Source organism: Xenorhabdus sp. KK7.4 (assembly GCF_963876465.1).
In the GTDB taxonomy this organism is placed as follows: domain Bacteria; phylum Pseudomonadota; class Gammaproteobacteria; order Enterobacterales; family Enterobacteriaceae; genus Xenorhabdus; species Xenorhabdus stockiae.
The window spans coordinates 441,457-457,354 of sequence record NZ_CAWNQF010000001.1; the positions used below are offsets into that span (position 1 = coordinate 441,457).

15 protein-coding genes and 1 riboswitch are annotated in these 15,898 nt (G+C 44.2%); of the genes, 7 read left to right on the plus strand and 8 right to left on the minus strand.

Features of this window, described 5'->3' with window-relative positions; genetic code table 11:
• Nucleotides 1-19: 19 nt before the first annotated feature.
• Genes AACS90_RS01955 through AACS90_RS01965 form a run of 3 tightly spaced genes read right to left on the minus strand, consistent with a single transcriptional unit; the run spans nucleotide 20 to nucleotide 1,591 of the window.
• Nucleotides 20-484 carry a YgdB family protein gene (locus AACS90_RS01955; RefSeq protein WP_241538154.1) on the minus strand — a complete coding sequence of 155 codons (465 nt, stop codon included), beginning with the start codon at nucleotides 482-484 and terminating at the stop codon, nucleotides 20-22.
• Between the two features lie 4 nt (nucleotides 485-488).
• A complete protein-coding gene (locus AACS90_RS01960; RefSeq protein WP_099120138.1) occupies nucleotides 489-1,100 on the minus strand; it encodes a prepilin peptidase-dependent protein in 612 nt (203 codons plus the stop codon).
• A complete protein-coding gene (locus AACS90_RS01965; protein ID WP_099120139.1) occupies nucleotides 1,097-1,591 on the minus strand; it encodes a prepilin peptidase-dependent protein in 495 nt (164 codons plus the stop codon). Before AACS90_RS01965 ends, AACS90_RS01960 begins: the two co-directional genes overlap by 4 nt.
• A 348-nt stretch (nucleotides 1,592-1,939) precedes the next feature.
• On the opposite strand from AACS90_RS01965, the gene AACS90_RS01970 reads away from it, so the two are divergent.
• Nucleotides 1,940-2,605 (plus strand): helix-turn-helix domain-containing protein, encoded by a 666-nt coding sequence (locus tag AACS90_RS01970; RefSeq protein WP_099120140.1) that lies wholly within the window; start codon nucleotides 1,940-1,942, stop codon nucleotides 2,603-2,605.
• 56 nt (nucleotides 2,606-2,661) lie between these two features.
• Here AACS90_RS01970 and AACS90_RS01975 read toward each other — a convergent pair whose 3' ends face one another.
• The 5 genes from AACS90_RS01975 to rppH all read right to left on the minus strand — a co-directional run bounded on the left by AACS90_RS01975 (nucleotide 2,662) and on the right by rppH (nucleotide 8,144).
• Nucleotides 2,662-3,282 (minus strand): RES family NAD+ phosphorylase, encoded by a 621-nt coding sequence (locus tag AACS90_RS01975; protein ID WP_099120141.1) that lies wholly within the window; start codon nucleotides 3,280-3,282, stop codon nucleotides 2,662-2,664.
• 253 nt (nucleotides 3,283-3,535) lie between these two features.
• Nucleotides 3,536-4,330 (minus strand): thymidylate synthase, encoded by a 795-nt coding sequence (gene thyA / locus AACS90_RS01980; RefSeq protein WP_099120142.1) that lies wholly within the window; start codon nucleotides 4,328-4,330, stop codon nucleotides 3,536-3,538.
• The gene (gene lgt / locus AACS90_RS01985; protein WP_228863003.1) at nucleotides 4,327-5,244 is read right to left on the minus strand and encodes a prolipoprotein diacylglyceryl transferase; all 918 of its coding nucleotides are present in this window, start codon (nucleotides 5,242-5,244) and stop codon (nucleotides 4,327-4,329) included. Before lgt ends, thyA begins: the two co-directional genes overlap by 4 nt.
• A 116-nt stretch (nucleotides 5,245-5,360) precedes the next feature.
• Entirely contained in the window at nucleotides 5,361-7,607 is a 2,247-nt protein-coding gene (gene ptsP / locus AACS90_RS01990; RefSeq protein ID WP_099120143.1) for a phosphoenolpyruvate--protein phosphotransferase, read from the minus strand.
• A 9-nt stretch (nucleotides 7,608-7,616) separates the two neighbouring features.
• Nucleotides 7,617-8,144 carry an RNA pyrophosphohydrolase gene (rppH, locus tag AACS90_RS01995; protein ID WP_099108954.1) on the minus strand — a complete coding sequence of 176 codons (528 nt, stop codon included), beginning with the start codon at nucleotides 8,142-8,144 and terminating at the stop codon, nucleotides 7,617-7,619.
• Between the two features lie 259 nt (nucleotides 8,145-8,403).
• Nucleotides 8,404-8,508: riboswitch (TPP riboswitch) on the plus strand.
• A 155-nt stretch (nucleotides 8,509-8,663) separates the two neighbouring features.
• Here rppH and thiB point away from each other — a divergent pair.
• From thiB to AACS90_RS02025, 6 genes are all read left to right on the plus strand, one after another.
• Nucleotides 8,664-9,677 (plus strand): thiamine ABC transporter substrate binding subunit, encoded by a 1,014-nt coding sequence (gene thiB, locus AACS90_RS02000; RefSeq protein ID WP_099120144.1) that lies wholly within the window; start codon nucleotides 8,664-8,666, stop codon nucleotides 9,675-9,677.
• Nucleotides 9,653-11,275, plus strand: a complete 1,623-nt coding sequence (gene thiP, locus AACS90_RS02005) for a thiamine/thiamine pyrophosphate ABC transporter permease ThiP (protein ID WP_099120145.1) — start codon at nucleotides 9,653-9,655, stop codon at nucleotides 11,273-11,275. Before thiB ends, thiP begins: the two co-directional genes overlap by 25 nt.
• Nucleotides 11,268-11,963 (plus strand): thiamine ABC transporter ATP-binding protein ThiQ, encoded by a 696-nt coding sequence (thiQ, locus tag AACS90_RS02010; RefSeq protein ID WP_099120146.1) that lies wholly within the window; start codon nucleotides 11,268-11,270, stop codon nucleotides 11,961-11,963. Before thiP ends, thiQ begins: the two co-directional genes overlap by 8 nt.
• Nucleotides 11,964-12,030: 67 nt before the next feature.
• Nucleotides 12,031-12,396: a formyltransferase family protein gene (locus AACS90_RS02015; protein ID WP_153043631.1), complete on the plus strand. Its 366-nt coding sequence runs from the start codon at nucleotides 12,031-12,033 to the stop codon at nucleotides 12,394-12,396.
• A 156-nt stretch (nucleotides 12,397-12,552) separates the two neighbouring features.
• Nucleotides 12,553-13,188, plus strand: a complete 636-nt coding sequence (locus AACS90_RS02020; protein WP_193757103.1) for a LysE family translocator — start codon at nucleotides 12,553-12,555, stop codon at nucleotides 13,186-13,188.
• A gap of 214 nt (nucleotides 13,189-13,402) precedes the next feature.
• On the plus strand, nucleotides 13,403-15,745 hold the full coding sequence (locus tag AACS90_RS02025; RefSeq protein ID WP_371635061.1) for a DNA polymerase II: 2,343 nt from the start codon (nucleotides 13,403-13,405) through the stop codon (nucleotides 15,743-15,745).
• Nucleotides 15,746-15,898: the final 153 nt, after the last annotated feature.

Below are 15,898 nucleotides of genomic sequence, written 5' to 3' on the forward strand. Positions count from 1 at the left end.
CTATTTTCATAAACAACATTCATAAACAAAAAGCAGCCTGAGTCACAGGGCAAAAATCCAGCCAGCCACTTTCAATAGGAATAAGTGTATCCCGGTTTAAGTGTTTCATCTGTTTCATCCATTGATAAAATTCTAGCTTTTCTCCTGCGGAAAACTGCGCTGTTCCCTTTAATAGAAAAAGATTGCCCTCAAAGCGCCGGAGACAGCTTTTCAGATAAGAGCCGGGCTTTTGTAAACAGTACCAGTTTTCCAGTTTCTGCGACTCAAGCGGCCATAACTGGACTTTTCCCCACGCCAGAGATGATTCAGCATGTTGAAAAGCATTCAGATACCGTTGTTCATCGAACATCATTAACATGGCGTTTTCCTGTTGATAATGAAGTGCTTTCAGCGTCATCAAACTTAATGTCAGCATCATAAGAATAGAGATCAATAAGGCATTTCCGCTTTGCTGTTCGCATCTTGAATGCCTGTGTTGCTTCACCGAGTTATTTCCTGATATTACGCAACCGGATTGTGGTGCGGTGATGATGAGTAATAGAAGGAGATTTCACCCAGCTGGCCTTGATGGATAACGTGATAAATATTACTCCATGCGGTGACCGCGATTGTTCAAGGTGAAACTTATCAATATTCACCTCTTTGGGATAAAAAAGCCGTTCCCAGCCATTGTCCTGACAGTTTATTGCCCCTCTTTTCCATTCGAGAATGCGATTATTTAGCCGATAACCGAAGAATTCAGAGGCTGCATGTTCAGGTTCTTCCCAGCGATTATTTAAATTAAGATCAAAAGCGGTAATAAAGCAGGAGTTTGTAGATTCAGCCTGTTTATTTTGGATCACCAGCGGTTCCCCTTTACATTGCTTTCTGTCCAGACAATAACCCGCTCGCCGGAGATCTTTTTCCATCATATGTGCCACTCGGTTGACCAGATAATGAAGACGATACTGGCGATAAAGATCGAGTATCTGACTCGATAAAACCGGATAGGTTTTTGCCATCGCAATAAAAATGACACTACCAACCAACATGGCCACTAACACTTCCAGCAGGGAAAAACCTGACTGTTTTTGCCTGCAATAGCCAATAGCCCAGCTCATAGGTTTTTTATTCCCTCACAATCAGGCAGCTGATTTAGATTATTACTACATGTTCTGATCCTGCCCCGTCCTGAGATCACAACACTGATTTCTCCGGCAGCATTTGCCAGCGTAAAGCTGGCTGGCATTGCGGTATTCCGGATACCATAAAAATCAATTCGATGGCTGGTTGCTGATGCCAGAAACACATCATTATGGGGGGAAATAATCCGTTCGCCCTCACCTTCATGGCAATCACTGCTTTTAGTGACTGATGAAACCAGACACCAGGGCGGACCGGCCACCAGCCATAATGTCCGTTCCTGATTCTGATAATTAGCCAGAGCCTGCTGCCTTTCCATAAACGACAGTACATTCTGCGTTGCCGATTGTAAGTGCAGGCTGTTCTGATAATTTCCCCAGCTATACAGCCCCCAAAGCAGACTCATAGAAACTAAAACCATTGCTACCAATAGTTCTAATAGCGTGAATCCATTTTGTTTATTACCCATCAGTATTCAGCCTATGCAGCGATTGATTCCGACAGGCAAAATATCTTCAATCCGAAAGAGAGTAAAAGCGTCAGTTTCTATTTATGCGAGAGGATTTGAGGAAAGAAATCAGTATATTGCGGGGTTACATTTTATGTGCGAGCCTGCTCGATAATATTACCAAGAGATTTTGGAATCATCGTACATCTGGGATGTGAGTAAACCCATTTCCGAACAGTTTCATCAATGGCAGAGCTGATTAAAATTTGCTCAAATTAATGATTTCATATACTATGCTAAATATAAAATCGTTAATAAAATAGCTATGCCCTGCATATTTCAAGATGCAACTTACATAAGGAGTATCAAATGAGCACTTATGTCCCAGCTCGTGATTACAACGACACTGATGTAGTGATAGACCGCATTGCAACTGTTTCTGACATCATAAGAAAAGCATTTACCTCAGGTCAGGCCCATATCGATAAACGTATATTGGGAAAGAGTGATGTTGAATTCATGTTTGAAGTTCTGGCCAGCACAACTAAGGCGATGGCAATAGAAGAAATTACTCCTGAAAAGAAAACGCTATTACGCCGCTTAAAAAGCAAACTCATTTTCATGGAAACTCTGAAAAAAGATGGCGGGGTGCTTTCATCCGCAGAAACTGCCAAGCAATTAGGTGTATCGAAAGTGACCGTTAAAAATTGGAAAGATGCAGGAAAACTGTTAGCACTAAATATTGATGGGGAATTTTATTTTCCAGTATTTCAGTTTACTGATAACAGCAAGATTTCTAATAAAGGTGTATTAAAAGGAATTAGTCAATTACTGCCTTTACTGAAAGAGAGAGGGTTTAGTGATCGTCTGCAATATTCGTTCTTTATGGAGAAGTGCAATACCGCATTGAATGGCGTATTTCCAGAAGGAAAAGAATTTAGCGTTGCCCAGTTATTACAAGAGGGGGCATCTGATGCTGTTATGCAGGAATTGTATCATCTTGTTCACTTATACGGCTCTCAGGATGCTGCATAATCAGGAAAAGGGGATAATTTTCCCCTGCCTGTCTGTATATTCTATAAATTTCAATATCAGCCTTCTTCTACCGGAATTCCTAATTGTTCTACCAGAATATCTGCCACAGCTTCCCCCTGATATTCAAATTCACTAAGACGCTGTATAGAATGTGCTTTAGTGACTGCAATCCCGGTTCCATCGGGAACATCATGCCATAGAGCAAAACATTCTTCAGTCGTCACATTAGAAGGAAATTTTATACCATTCAGCCCGGCTACATGGACTTTTTTAGCCAGTAATTGGGTTGTTTTCCGTGATGATGTGGTCATATCGTTGAGTGTCAACGAGGTTTTCTTTATTAATTTTGTTGTATCAAGGAGCCTCAGATCCTTTTCGATGACAACAATACCAATATAGAAATTTTCCAGATCAGATTCCCGAATCCCCAGCTTCCCCTGAAATATTTCTTTCATTGCCGTCAGGGGATCACTCGCCAGATACATTGTGCCATTTATCCCGTCAGTTAAACCAAAACGGGTACCGGTACCATTCGGATTGAAAAAAACACAACTTCCGCCATACTTTCCGTGTTGCAATCGTATTTTCTCACTACTTGACGGTACTTTCATTGAGCAGGCGTGAAATATATCCTCTGAAAAACTTTCGACTTTTTTTTCAATAGATTTACTTTTCATTTCAAAAACTCTCACTCTTTATTGGCTGTGATGCATCTTGAAATCCATTCGGTATATCTTTGTCACTTTCTCGTTAATTTATTTCTTCTGTGAAGGGTATTCAGGTTTTCCAGAAATGATAATTTATTAAATTGTTTTTTTCTTTACCGATTTACTTATCCGAAGATATCTAAATAGAAAAAGAATATTTCCATCCCCAAAATGGGGACGGAAAAAATAGGTAATTATTTTTACTGACTGAATTAAGTCAGAATTAGATTGCAACCGGTGCTTTAATACCCGGATGCGGGTCGTAGCCTTCGATTTCAAAGTCTTCGAATCGATAATCGAACAACGATGCTGGCTTACGCTTGATAACCAGTTTCGGCAATGCGCGCGGTTCTCGGCTCAGTTGAAGTTTCGTCTGTTCCATGTGGTTGTTATAAAGGTGAGTATCACCACCCGTCCAAACAAAATCACCCACTTCCAGGTCACACTGCTGAGCCATCATATGTACCAACAACGCATAGCTCGCGATGTTGAATGGTAGCCCCAGGAAAACATCACAGGAACGCTGGTAAAGCTGGCAGGACAGTTTGCCATCTGCCACATAGAACTGGAAGAAAGCATGACATGGTGCCAGTGCCATTTTATCCAGTTCTCCGACATTCCAGGCGGAAACAATGATCCGACGCGAGTCCGGGTCACTTTTCAGCTGTTCAATAACGTTGGTCAGCTGATCAATCTGGCGACCATCCGGTGCTCCCCATGAGCGCCATTGCTTACCATAAACCGGCCCTAAATCTCCGTTTTCATCAGCCCATTCGTCCCAGATACTGACGCCATTTTCATGCAGGTATTTGATATTAGTATCACCATTCAGAAACCATAACAGTTCATGAATGATGGAACGAAGATGGCAGCGCTTGGTTGTCACCAGCGGAAAGCCCTCCTGCAAATTGAAACGCATCTGATGACCAAAGATCGAAAGTGTTCCTGTGCCTGTGCGGTCATCTTTTGCTGTGCCTTCTTCCAGCACTTTTTTCATTAAATCCAGATACTGTTTCATTTTGCCTCTTGTACCTTGTCTTTCTGCGTATTTTTTCGCGTATTGTTGCCGGTGTTATTGTTGCTGGGGCGTTTATAGGCCCATATCATCATCAATATCCCGACTAAAATCATTGGAATCGAAAGGATCTGACCCATGCTGATCCCATCAAATAATCCGAGCTGCGCATCAGGCTGGCGGAAAAACTCAACGATGATGCGGAATGCACCGTAACCGATCAGGAATAATCCTGAGACGCTTCCCATCGGACGTGACTTACGGATAAATAAATTAAGGATGATAAACAGTACGATGCCTTCCAGTACCATTTCATACAGTTGTGAGGGGTGACGGGGCAGGACACCATATTTTTCCAGAATAGGCCATAAAGAAGGGTCTTTAGTTGCCAGTGCGATGTCTTCACTTTGAGAGCCGGGGAACAACATTGCCCACGGTGTATCAAGCGTAACACGCCCCCACAGTTCGCCATTGATAAAGTTACCAATGCGCCCCATCCCTAAGCCAAAAGGAACCAGTGGAGCAACAAAATCGGCGGTTTGTAGGAAGTGGCGCTTAGTCCTGCGAGAGAACCACCACATTGCACAAATAACACCGATCAGCCCGCCGTGGAAAGACATCCCGCCATCCCAGACCTTAAACAGATACAGAGGGTTTTCCATAAACACCGGGAGGTTATAGAACAGAACATACCCGAGACGCCCGCCGAGGAATACCCCGACAAACCCCGCATACAGCAGGTTTTCTACTTCGTTCTTCTCCCAGCCACTATTTGGTTTTGCTGCCCGACGATTTGCCAGCCACATGGCAAAAACAAAACCAACCAAATACATAAAACCGTACCAGTGAAGTGATACCGGCCCGATTGAGAATATGACCGGATCAATATTAGGAAATGCCAGATAGCTAGTGCTCATCGTTCCCCACTAAAAATAATGTTGTGTGAATGCCCTAAGGCAGATCATTGTAAATAACAGATCACCGTAAATAACCGATCACCTTAAATAACAATGGTAAATAATAGCATGGGCGGCTAAATGCCACCACGCACCAGCCCACCAAGGCCGTGGGTTTCCATAAAAGCAGAACAGATTTCTTTCACCTGTTGGGTGGTTTCTGCCTTCAGGATTTCCTGAATAAAATAACTCAGTTCTGCGGAATCTAAATGATGTAATAGGTATTTAATTCGCGGAATACTCCGGCCGCTCATGCTCAGGCAACGATAACCAAGGCCGACTAATATCAGCACTCCCATCGGCAAACCCGCCATTTCACCACAAACACTCACGGGTAAATCAATGCGCTGGCTTTCATCAACAATCTGTTTTAAGGCCTTAATCATTGCTGGATGAAGATTGTCATACAAAGAAGCAACATGGGTATTATTACGATCCACCGCAAGTAAATACTGGGTTAAATCGTTGGTACCAATAGAAATAAAATCAACGCGTTTCTTCAATTGTGGTAACAGCAGGATCAGAGAGGGCACTTCTACCATGACGCCAATTTTTGGCATCGCAATAGTTATGCCAGCGGATTCTTCAACTTCTGTCTTTGCCCTGTTGATCAGTTTTTTGGCTTCATCAATCTCTTCAATACAGCTTACCATCGGCAACAATATTTTCAGATTTCCGGTCGATATATTCGCTTTCAACATCGCCCTAAGCTGGATCAGAAATATTTCCGGCTGATCCAGTGTTATGCGAATTCCCCGCCAGCCAAGGCAAGGATTTTCTTCATTAATAGGCATATACGGAAGATGTTTGTCAGCGCCAATATCCAGTGTTCTCAACACAACTGATTTGTCAGGGAAAAGTGTCAGCATTTCCTGATAGCGATTTCTCTGTTCATCTTCTGATGGAAAACCGCTGTGCAGCATAAAAGGGATCTCAGTTCGGTACAACCCGACGCCATCAATACTATCGCCTATTTGTTGCTCATATTTCAGGCTCAGCCCTGCATTAAGTTGAACCCGTACCCTCTCTCCACTTTTAAGCCGGGCTTTTTGTTGCTGCCCGCCTTCAGCCAGTTTACTGAGAACCTGCTCTTCTTCTATGATCTGGCGGTATTCCTGAACAACCAGTGGCTCCGGATCAATGAAAAATTCTCCCCGATAACCATCCAGAATTAACATTCGGTTATGCAGCAATTCAGGATGAATATCAGCGCCCATGATCGCCGGTATTCCCATAGCCCTGACTAAAATTGCAGAATGTGAATGAGTTGCCCCATCACGCACAATAACACCCACCAGCTTATCCTGCGGGATTTCAGCCAGTAAGTTAGCGCTGAGTTCATCTGCCACCAGAATAAAACGCTCTGGCCACTGGCTATTGCCGGTAAAATCATCGTCCAGATGAAAGAGTAACCGCTGCCCGAGCGCCCGTAGATCAGAAGCCCTTTCCCGCATATAGGCATCCTGAAGATTGGCAAATTGTTCCGCATATTTCTCCACAACACTTTTTACCGCCCACTCTGCAATAAAACCATTATCAACCGAGTGAAACAGATCCTGTTTAAGTTTCGGATCATTCAGTAAGTGGGAATAGAGATCAAAAATAGCAGCACTTTCTTTCTGCGAGCTGGCGGTAAAGCGTTTACTTATCCGGCGACATTCTGCTGTTGCCTGCTCAAGCGCACGGGTCAGGCGGGAACGTTCTGCCTGATAATCGAGTGTTAACGCTTCAGATACCTGTTCAAGTGATGGCTGGGAGCAATCCTGCCAGCCCTGAGCCATAGCAATACCCTGTGAGACCGCCAGTGCTTTGATGTGGGTCTGACAATACTGGCTTGATAATCCACGAACCTGAGCCTGAGCAAGGATCGCAGCCAATTGCATGGCAAGAGTCACCATAAAGGACTCTTCACTTTCATCAAACGATCGCCGCTCATTTTGCTGAACGACCAGAATCCCCTGCAATTGGCGGCGGTAGATGATCGGAACACCTAAAAAGGCCCGGAGATTTTCTTCTTTTACCTGAGGAATATATTTGAAGCTGGGGTGATCACGTACATCAGCAAGGTTGATTAACTCTGACAAGCGCCCGACTTCACCCACAACACCTTCGTCAAAGGAGAGGCTGACTGTGCGCTTTCCCGGCTTCTTCAACCCCCGGGTTGCCATCAGGTAATAACGCTGGCGCTGATGATCGGCCAGATAAATAGAACAAACATCCGTGTTCATTGCTAAGCAGGTTTCATTAACTAACAGCTCAAGCGCTTCCGATAAATGCGTTGCCATCGCAACCTTTTCAACAATTTCCCGTAAGCGCATGAGCATAACAATTACCTAACTTCTTCTACGACGATAATAGGCTGAGTAGGGTTGTGGCGCTGATTCCTGTACTGGCATCACGATGGAGGAAAACTCTTTCATCACACGGCGATACACATCCCGTTTAAAGGAAACAACCTGCCTGACAGGGTACCAATAACTCACCCACCGCCAACCATCAAATTCTGGTGTACTACTGCGCTGCACATTAATCTCTTTTTCACTGCAAAGCAGCTGCAATAAAAACCAGCGTTGCTTTTGCCCTATACAAACGGGCTTTGTATCCCAACGCACCAAACGTTTGGGTAATTTGTAACGCAACCAGCTACGGGTGGAGGCTAAAACCCGTACATCTTTGCGACTTAAACCAACTTCTTCGAACAACTCACGATACATCGCTTGCTCTGGCGATTCTCCCGGATTGATACCTCCCTGGGGGAACTGCCATGAATGCTGTCCATAACGGCGGGCCCACAGAACCTGCCCCTGACGATTACAAATTACAATTCCTACATTCGGGCGGTAGCCATCATCATCGATCACCAGACTACCTCTCGATAAAACGAATTTGAAAAGATAGCTAATTGTTTCACACTCCCCTCAAGCGGTAAACCTCTATACCCAATGGATTTAGAATTGCATCCCGGCGGTCAGGAAACACCCCTTTGGAACGCGGATCCCCGCCTATTTATAAAACGATAGCAGGAATGTGAGCACAGCCAATAAATCAGAAAAAATAGTCAGAAATATGACAGATATATTAATGAGGCTTTGCAGTCACTGCTTTAGCCTCTACAATACGGTCATCTCAACGGGGTGCGAGTGTTGTCGGACAACATCGCTGAGAGCAAACCCGTAGAACCTGATCCGGTTGGTACCGGCGTAGGGATTTGAGCCACTATTCATTGATATATAAGAGTCATTGATATATAGCAGTCATTTTATCAGACACTTTCTCAAATCCTTTACCAATCTGCTGGTCACTTATTTAATTATGAGTGCTAATAACGATTATTAATAACCACTATTAACAATTACTATTAATAACGACAGGAGAGCAAAGTGTTTAAGCGTTTATTTTCCCGGTTTATCGCAATCAGTGCATTATCGGTTTCAGCATGTGCCTTTGCTCAGGCTGCACAGGCTAAGCCTACGCTGACTGTTTATACTTATGATTCGTTTGCCTCCGAGTGGGGAGCAGGCCCGGCTATTAAAAAAGCTTTTGAATCCGAGTGTGACTGTGAATTAAAACTCGTTGCGCTGGAAGATGGTGTTTCTTTACTGAACCGTATAAGAATGGAAGGTAAAAAAACTCAGGCTGATATCGTGCTGGGTTTAGATAATAACCTGATTCAGTCTGCCCAACAGACAGGGTTATTCACTCCTGTCAGCATTGATACCACAAAATTAAAACTGCCTTTCACATGGAATAACAGTACTTTTATTCCCTACGATTACGGTTATTTTGCTTTTATTTACAATAAAAACACCCTGCCTAATCCCCCAAAAAGCATGGCTGAACTCATTAACAGCCAGCAGAACTGGAAGATTATTTATCAGGACCCGCGCACCAGTACCCCCGGCTTAGGCTTTTTACTCTGGATACAGGAACTCTATGGTGATAAGGCCGCACAAGAGTGGCAGAACATTGCCAAAAAAACGCTGACGGTAACTAAAGGCTGGAGTGAGGCTTACGGGTTATTCCTGAAAGGAGAAGGCGATATGGTGCTCAGTTATACCACCTCACCGGGCTATCACATCATGTCTGAGAAAAAGGATAATTACGCCGCAGCCATATTCGATGAGGGGCACTATTTACAGGTTGAAGTTGCTGCACAGCTGGCTTCAAGCAAGCAGCCTGAACTGGCTCAGAAATTCATGCAATTCATGCTCTCCCCAGCATTCCAGCAAGTTCTTCCGACCACGCAGTGGATGTATCCTGTTACTGATATTCCTCTGCCAGAAGTGTTCAAACAACTGCCTGTACCAGAGAAATCACTGCAATTCAACGCAGATGAAGTAGCAAAACACCGTACACAATGGATCCGTACATGGCAAAGTGCTGTAAGCCGTTAATCGCGGGTTGGTTATTGCCGGGGGTGATTGCCTCCGGCCTGTTGCTCCTCATTGCGCTTTCCGCTTTTGGCGTACTATTATTTTATGCGCCGGAAATGTTTTATGCGCCTGAAAGTCACTGGCAGGTCTTTCTGAATGACAGCTATTTATGGCATGTGATTCGTTTTACTTTCTGGCAGGCATTTTTATCCGCCTTATTCTCGGTGATACCCGCCATATTTCTGGCCAGAGCGCTCTATCGCCGCCGTTTTCCGGGCAGAACGCTTTTCCTACGCCTGTGTGCCATGACGCTGGTTCTGCCGGTTTTAGTCGCTCTGTTTGGCATACTGACTGTTTACGGACGTGTTGGCTGGCTGGCCAGTCTTTGCCAGTGGATAGGAATTGAATACCATTTCACGCCTTATGGTCTTCAGGGTATTTTACTGGCACATATTTTCTTCAATATGCCGATGGCTACGCGCTTATTACTCCAGTCACTGGAAAATATTGCAATAGAACAACGGCAGCTTGCAGCTCAGCTTGGTATGAATGAGTGGCAACATTTTCGTTTTGTCGAATGGCCTTACCTGCGCCGCCAGATTTTGCCAACAGGCGCACTGATTTTCATGCTGTGCTTCGCCAGCTTTGCCACCGTACTGACATTAGGCGGCGGCCCTTCTGCAACTACGATTGAGCTCTCTATTTATCAGGCTATCAAGTATGACTACGATCTGGGTCAGGCTGCTCTGCTCGCGCTTATCCAGCTCTTTTGCTGTCTTGGTCTGGTGTTACTGAGCCAAAAACTCAAAGGCATACTTTCGGTCGGTTATGGGCATCAGCAACAATGGCGTAACCCACAGGATTCCTGGTCGAAAAAGTTATGTGACGGATTGCTTATCACTCTTGCATTACTGCTTTTGCTCCCGCCATTACTGGCTGTCATCATGGATGGGCTGAACAGCGCAGTGTTAGATGTTCTCAGTAAACCCGAATTATGGCAGGCGTTCACAACTTCCATTGTTATCGCACTGGGAGCGGGGTTATTGTGTATCTTCCTGACGATGATGCTGTTATGGAGCAGCCGCGAATTATACCTGCGTCATTTATCGCGCTGGGGACAGGCTCTGGAAAGCAGTGGCTTACTGATTCTGGCGATGCCGGGTATTGTGCTTGCAACTGGCTTTTTCATTTTACTGAATAATACCATCGGGTTACCCGATTCTCCTTACGGACTGGTTATCCTGACCAATGCCTTAATAGCAATTCCCTATGCATTAAAAGTACTGGATAACCCAATGCGCGATCTGGCAGTGCGCTACAACCCGTTATGCCACTCCCTGAATATTAAGGGATACAATCGCCTGCGCTGGATAGAGCTTAAGGCCCTGAAAATCCCGCTGGCACAGGCACTGGCTTTTGCCAGTGTGCTGTCAATCGGGGATTTTGGCATTGTGGCGTTATTTGGTGACGAAAATTTCCGTACCCTGCCTTTCTATCTCTATCAGCAAATCGGGGCATACCGCAGTCAGGATGGCGCAGTAACTGCTTTCCTGCTTTTGTTCCTCTGTTTTATTTTGTTCAGCGTGCTTGAACGCTTACCGGGCCGACGCCATGATTAAACTTGAAAATGTGACTTATACCTATGAACAAATTTCCATGCATTTCAACGTCAGTATTGAGGCGGGCGGGCGCATTGCTATCCTCGGCCCGAGTGGGGCGGGTAAAAGTACATTATTAAGTTTAATCGCAGGATTTCAGTTCGCAGAACGCGGTGATATCCGGCTGAATGGGGACAATCATACCAATACATCCCCTTCCAATCGCCCGGTATCCATGCTGTTTCAGGAAAATAATCTGTTTTCCCATTTAACCATTGAGCAAAATATCGGTCTGGGTTTACACCCCGGACTTAAATTAAGTGCGCAACAGCAGCAAACACTGCAACAAATTGCATCGCAGGTATCACTGACGGAATATCTGAACCGCCTGCCTGCGCAGCTTTCCGGTGGGCAACGCCAACGTGCGGCACTGGCGCGCTGTTTAGTGCGTCAGCAGCCCATTTTATTGCTGGATGAGCCTTTTTCAGCCCTTGACCCTGCCTTACGTAATGAAATGCTGGAATTACTGGATCAGGTATGCAGAGATCGGAAACTCACTTTACTGATGGTGTCCCATAATCTTGATGATGCCGCTAAAATCGCCCCGCGTTCTCTGCTGATTGTGGATGGTGAAATTTATTATGACGGCGCTACGGAGAAACTGGTAAAGGGCGAGGTAGCAGAAGCCGGGGTTTTGGGAATTATATAATTGGTAATATATGCTCCATGACTTCTTTGTAGTGGCATAAGGATCACGGGCATTTTTTCAGGACAGGATAGTCAATGCACACTCTGCCATTTTGCCTTATGCAAGAGGGATGTACGCCATTGAACAACTTATGACAGTAGGATCGCGAGAAAAGATAGAAAAAGCAGCTGGAGCGACTATCCATTATGTGGACTCTGGAATTGATACTGGAAGAATCATAAAATTTAAAAAAATAAAATCATTATGGTCATTACCTTCTATTTGGGCAGTCAAAGGTGAATCCTATTTATTAGCCTTTGATCTAATGTCTGACTATTTAAATATACACTTCGTCTTTCAAGTTGCCTCTTTGTTGGCTGCGCTCGTTCACCCCAGTCACATAGTTATCTATGCTCCTGGGGATTTACTCCCTTGCCGCCGCGACGCATCTTGAAATTCATTGTGTATAGTAAATCAAAATTCAATTTTCAGGATTGTATTCCTGTAGATGAAAATCTAGAAAGTCCGTTATTTTATAGTAAAAACTTTACTGAAGATGTTAAGTCTTTGGCTGAAAATAAATTTTTCTCATATAAATTTGGAGAATAATATGCTTGATATTAACTGGGGGCTTTTTTGGGTTGCAAGTCTTACAATCAATTCAATTCCTGGCGCTGATGTTGTTTATGTGACAGGAAAATATTATACAAAAGGAACAAAAAGTGCGGCATTATCTGCTGCTGGATTAGCAGTAGGTTATTACTTTTATATATTTATTACATGGCTAGGCGTTACCGCTATACTTCTATCAAATCCATCACTCTTCGGAATAATTCAATTCATTGGTGCGGTTTATCTTATATGGATGGGTAGAAATATTCTTCGATCCTCTCCCATAACGACTACTCAAAACATCGAAAAAAATAGTTATAATAAAAGTGCAAAAAACTATGATTTCCTAGGAGGGTTTGTTATCAGTGTCCTTAATCCTAAAGTGGGATTATTTTTTGTTTCATTTTTTCCTCAATTTATAAAATCTGATAGCCCTAATTATCTAATACTCATTCTCGGTAGTGTGTTTTGCTTAGGAGCAACATTTTTTAACGTGTTATATTGCTTTTTATTTTCTAGAGTACAAAAACTTTCCCCCAATAAATCTCATTTGATTCTAGGGATTATCCCAGGAGTTATTCTCATCTTTCTAGGTTGCCTGATGATCTATGATACAGTTTCAATTTATTATTGATAAATTATTTTTTAGATAATACTTCCAAGGCCAGATGACGAAAGTCCGTGTTTTAGGAGAGCATAAATTTATGGTCTCCCATTTTTGTAAAATTCATCAATCCCTCATTCGTTCAATGAAAAACAACTGTATAAATAACCATGTAATGCTATACTTAAATCCCATTACCAATCAAAAGAAATAAGCTTTACCTTAAAGCTAAAATAGTATGCAGATAAATCACGCTGAACAAGGCTTCATCCTGTCCCGTCACTGGAAAGATACGCCATCCGGTATTGAGTTGGTGTATTGGTTAGCAACGGATAAAGGTAGCCGACGCATTACTATTCCTCATCAGAAAGCTGTCGCCTTTATACCCCAATGTGATTTGCCTGAAGCGGAAAAACTGCTGGCTCAGGAGCACCATTATGAGCTGAAAAAACTCCCTCTGAAAGATTTTAACCGCCAGCCTGTTTCCGCGTTGTATTGTTCACAGTATCGCCACCTACAACATCTGGAAAAAGTGTTAAAGGAACAGGATATTCCCCTTTACGAAACCGATATTCGCCCGCCGGATCGCTTTATGATGGAACGTTTTATTACTGCTCCCGTCTGGTTTAGCCAAAAGGCCGACGGGAGTTATCAAATGAAACCCAATCCTGACTACCGACCCAGCCTGAAATGGGTTTCTTTGGATATCGAAACCAGTCAGCATGGCGAGCTTTATTCCATCGGCTTAGCTGGCTGTGGTGAGAAAACGGTCTTTATGCTGGGAGCGGCAAATGGTGAACAACAGGAACTGGATTTCAGGCTGGAATATGTTGCCAGCCGTCCACAAATGCTGGAGAAACTCAATGAGTGGCTGGAAGTTTACGATCCCGATGCAATTATCGGCTGGAGCCTGATTCAGTTTGATTTAAGAGTGCTCCAGAAACATGCTGAACGCTATAACATTCCCCTGCGGTTTGGTCGTGGAAAAGGGGTACTGGAATGGCGCGAACATGGTTTTAAACCCGGGCATTTTTTCGCTTCTGCGGCAGGTCGCCTGATCATTGATGGTATTGATGCGCTGAAAACCGCAACATGGAATTTTCCTTCGTTCAGCCTTGAATATGTTGCTCAGGAGTTATTGGGGGAAGGGAAAGCGATTGATAGCCCTTATGATCGAATGGATGAAATTAATCGCCGCTTTCAGGAAGATAAACCCGCCCTCGCTCATTACAATTTGCAGGACTGTATTCTGGTCAACCGGATTTTTGAGAAAACCAATCTCATGGCATTTTTGCTGGAACGGGCGACAGTCACAGGGTTAGCGGTGGATCGTGCCGGAGGCTCAGTGGCTGCATTCACTCATCTTTATCTGCCTCGTATGCACCGAATCGGCTATGTGGCTCCTGTTCAGCCAACGAGTTTCACCGACCACAGCCCCGGTGGTTTTGTGATGGATTCATCCCCCGGTCTGTATGATTCCGTGCTGGTATTGGACTATAAAAGCCTCTACCCTTCCATTATCCGTACTTTTCTTATTGATCCGGTCGGAATGGTGGAAGGTCTTGCCCAGCCCGATAAAGAACATTCTGTTCCCGGTTTCCGGGAGGCATTTTTTTCCCGCACTCAGCACTGCCTGCCAGATATTGTTACTCACATCTGGCATGAGCGAGATAAAGCAAAGCAGCAAAACAATGCTCCGCTTGCTCAGGCGCTGAAAATTATCATGAATGCCTTTTATGGCGTACTCGGTGCCTCCGGTTGTCATTTTTTTGATCCGCGCCTGACCTCATCGATTACCATACGCGGCCACAAGATTATGCATCAGACACGAAAATTAATTGAATCAGAAGGTTATAAGGTAATTTATGGTGATACTGATTCCACGTTTGTCTGCCTGAAAAAACCTCACTCCGAAAAAGAAGCCAGCCAGATTGGTCATTCGCTGGCACAGTACGTCAACCAGTGGTGGAAAGATCACCTCAAGACAAAATTCAACCTCGAAAGTACACTAGAACTGGAATTTGAAACCCACTATCGCCGTTTTCTTATGCCGACGGTAAGGGGAGCAGAAGAAGGGAGTAAAAAGCGTTATGCCGGGTTGAGCGGCGATAAATTGGTATTTAAGGGGCTGGAAACGGTAAGAAGTGACTGGACTCCGCTGGCGCAGGTATTTCAGCAGGAGCTGTATTCCCTTATTTTTTATAAGAAGCCTTATCAGGATTATATACGTAATTATATCGCCAGTACGCTCGCCGGTGAGTTTGATAAACGTCTGGTTTACCGAAAACGGCTGCGGCGTAATCTCACTGATTATCAGCGTAATGTTCCTCCCCATGTCAGGGCTGCTCGTCTGGCGGATGAGTATAACAAGCAGAAAAACCGCCCGTTACAGTATCAGAGTGGTGGCTGGATTAGTTACATTATCACCCAGTTCGGGCCTGAGCCGCTGGAAAATCTCACCTCTCCACCGGACTATGAACACTATATCAGTAAGCAGATTATGCCGATTGCAGATGCCATTCTGCCGTTTCTTCAGGATGATTTTACCACCCTGCTGACAGGGCAAATGAACCTTACTTTCGATTAATTGATGTTTTTGCAGGTGACGACTTGCTCAGCTTCAATTAACATAACGCCCCTTTAAAGGGAAATTACTCCCGAAAAGTGTCACAGAACTAGTCATGAAAACTAGTCATAAAGACGAACCCTATCGATAACCAATGATGATCGATATCCAACA

Coding starts and splice junctions, on each gene's coding strand:
- thiQ (WP_099120146.1), top strand. CDS start 11,268: ATGATTAAACTTGAAAATGTGACTTATACCTATGAACAAATTTCCATG.
- AACS90_RS01975 (WP_099120141.1), bottom strand. CDS start 3,282: ATGAAAAGTAAATCTATTGAAAAAAAAGTCGAAAGTTTTTCAGAGGAT.
- AACS90_RS02020 (WP_193757103.1), top strand. CDS start 12,553: ATGCTTGATATTAACTGGGGGCTTTTTTGGGTTGCAAGTCTTACAATC.
- AACS90_RS01970 (WP_099120140.1), top strand. CDS start 1,940: ATGAGCACTTATGTCCCAGCTCGTGATTACAACGACACTGATGTAGTG.
- thiP (WP_099120145.1), top strand. CDS start 9,653: ATGGCAAAGTGCTGTAAGCCGTTAATCGCGGGTTGGTTATTGCCGGGG.
- ptsP (WP_099120143.1), bottom strand. CDS start 7,607: ATGCTCATGCGCTTACGGGAAATTGTTGAAAAGGTTGCGATGGCAACG.
- AACS90_RS01960 (WP_099120138.1), bottom strand. CDS start 1,100: ATGAGCTGGGCTATTGGCTATTGCAGGCAAAAACAGTCAGGTTTTTCC.
- AACS90_RS01965 (WP_099120139.1), bottom strand. CDS start 1,591: ATGGGTAATAAACAAAATGGATTCACGCTATTAGAACTATTGGTAGCA.
- thyA (WP_099120142.1), bottom strand. CDS start 4,330: ATGAAACAGTATCTGGATTTAATGAAAAAAGTGCTGGAAGAAGGCACA.
- lgt (WP_228863003.1), bottom strand. CDS start 5,244: ATGAGCACTAGCTATCTGGCATTTCCTAATATTGATCCGGTCATATTC.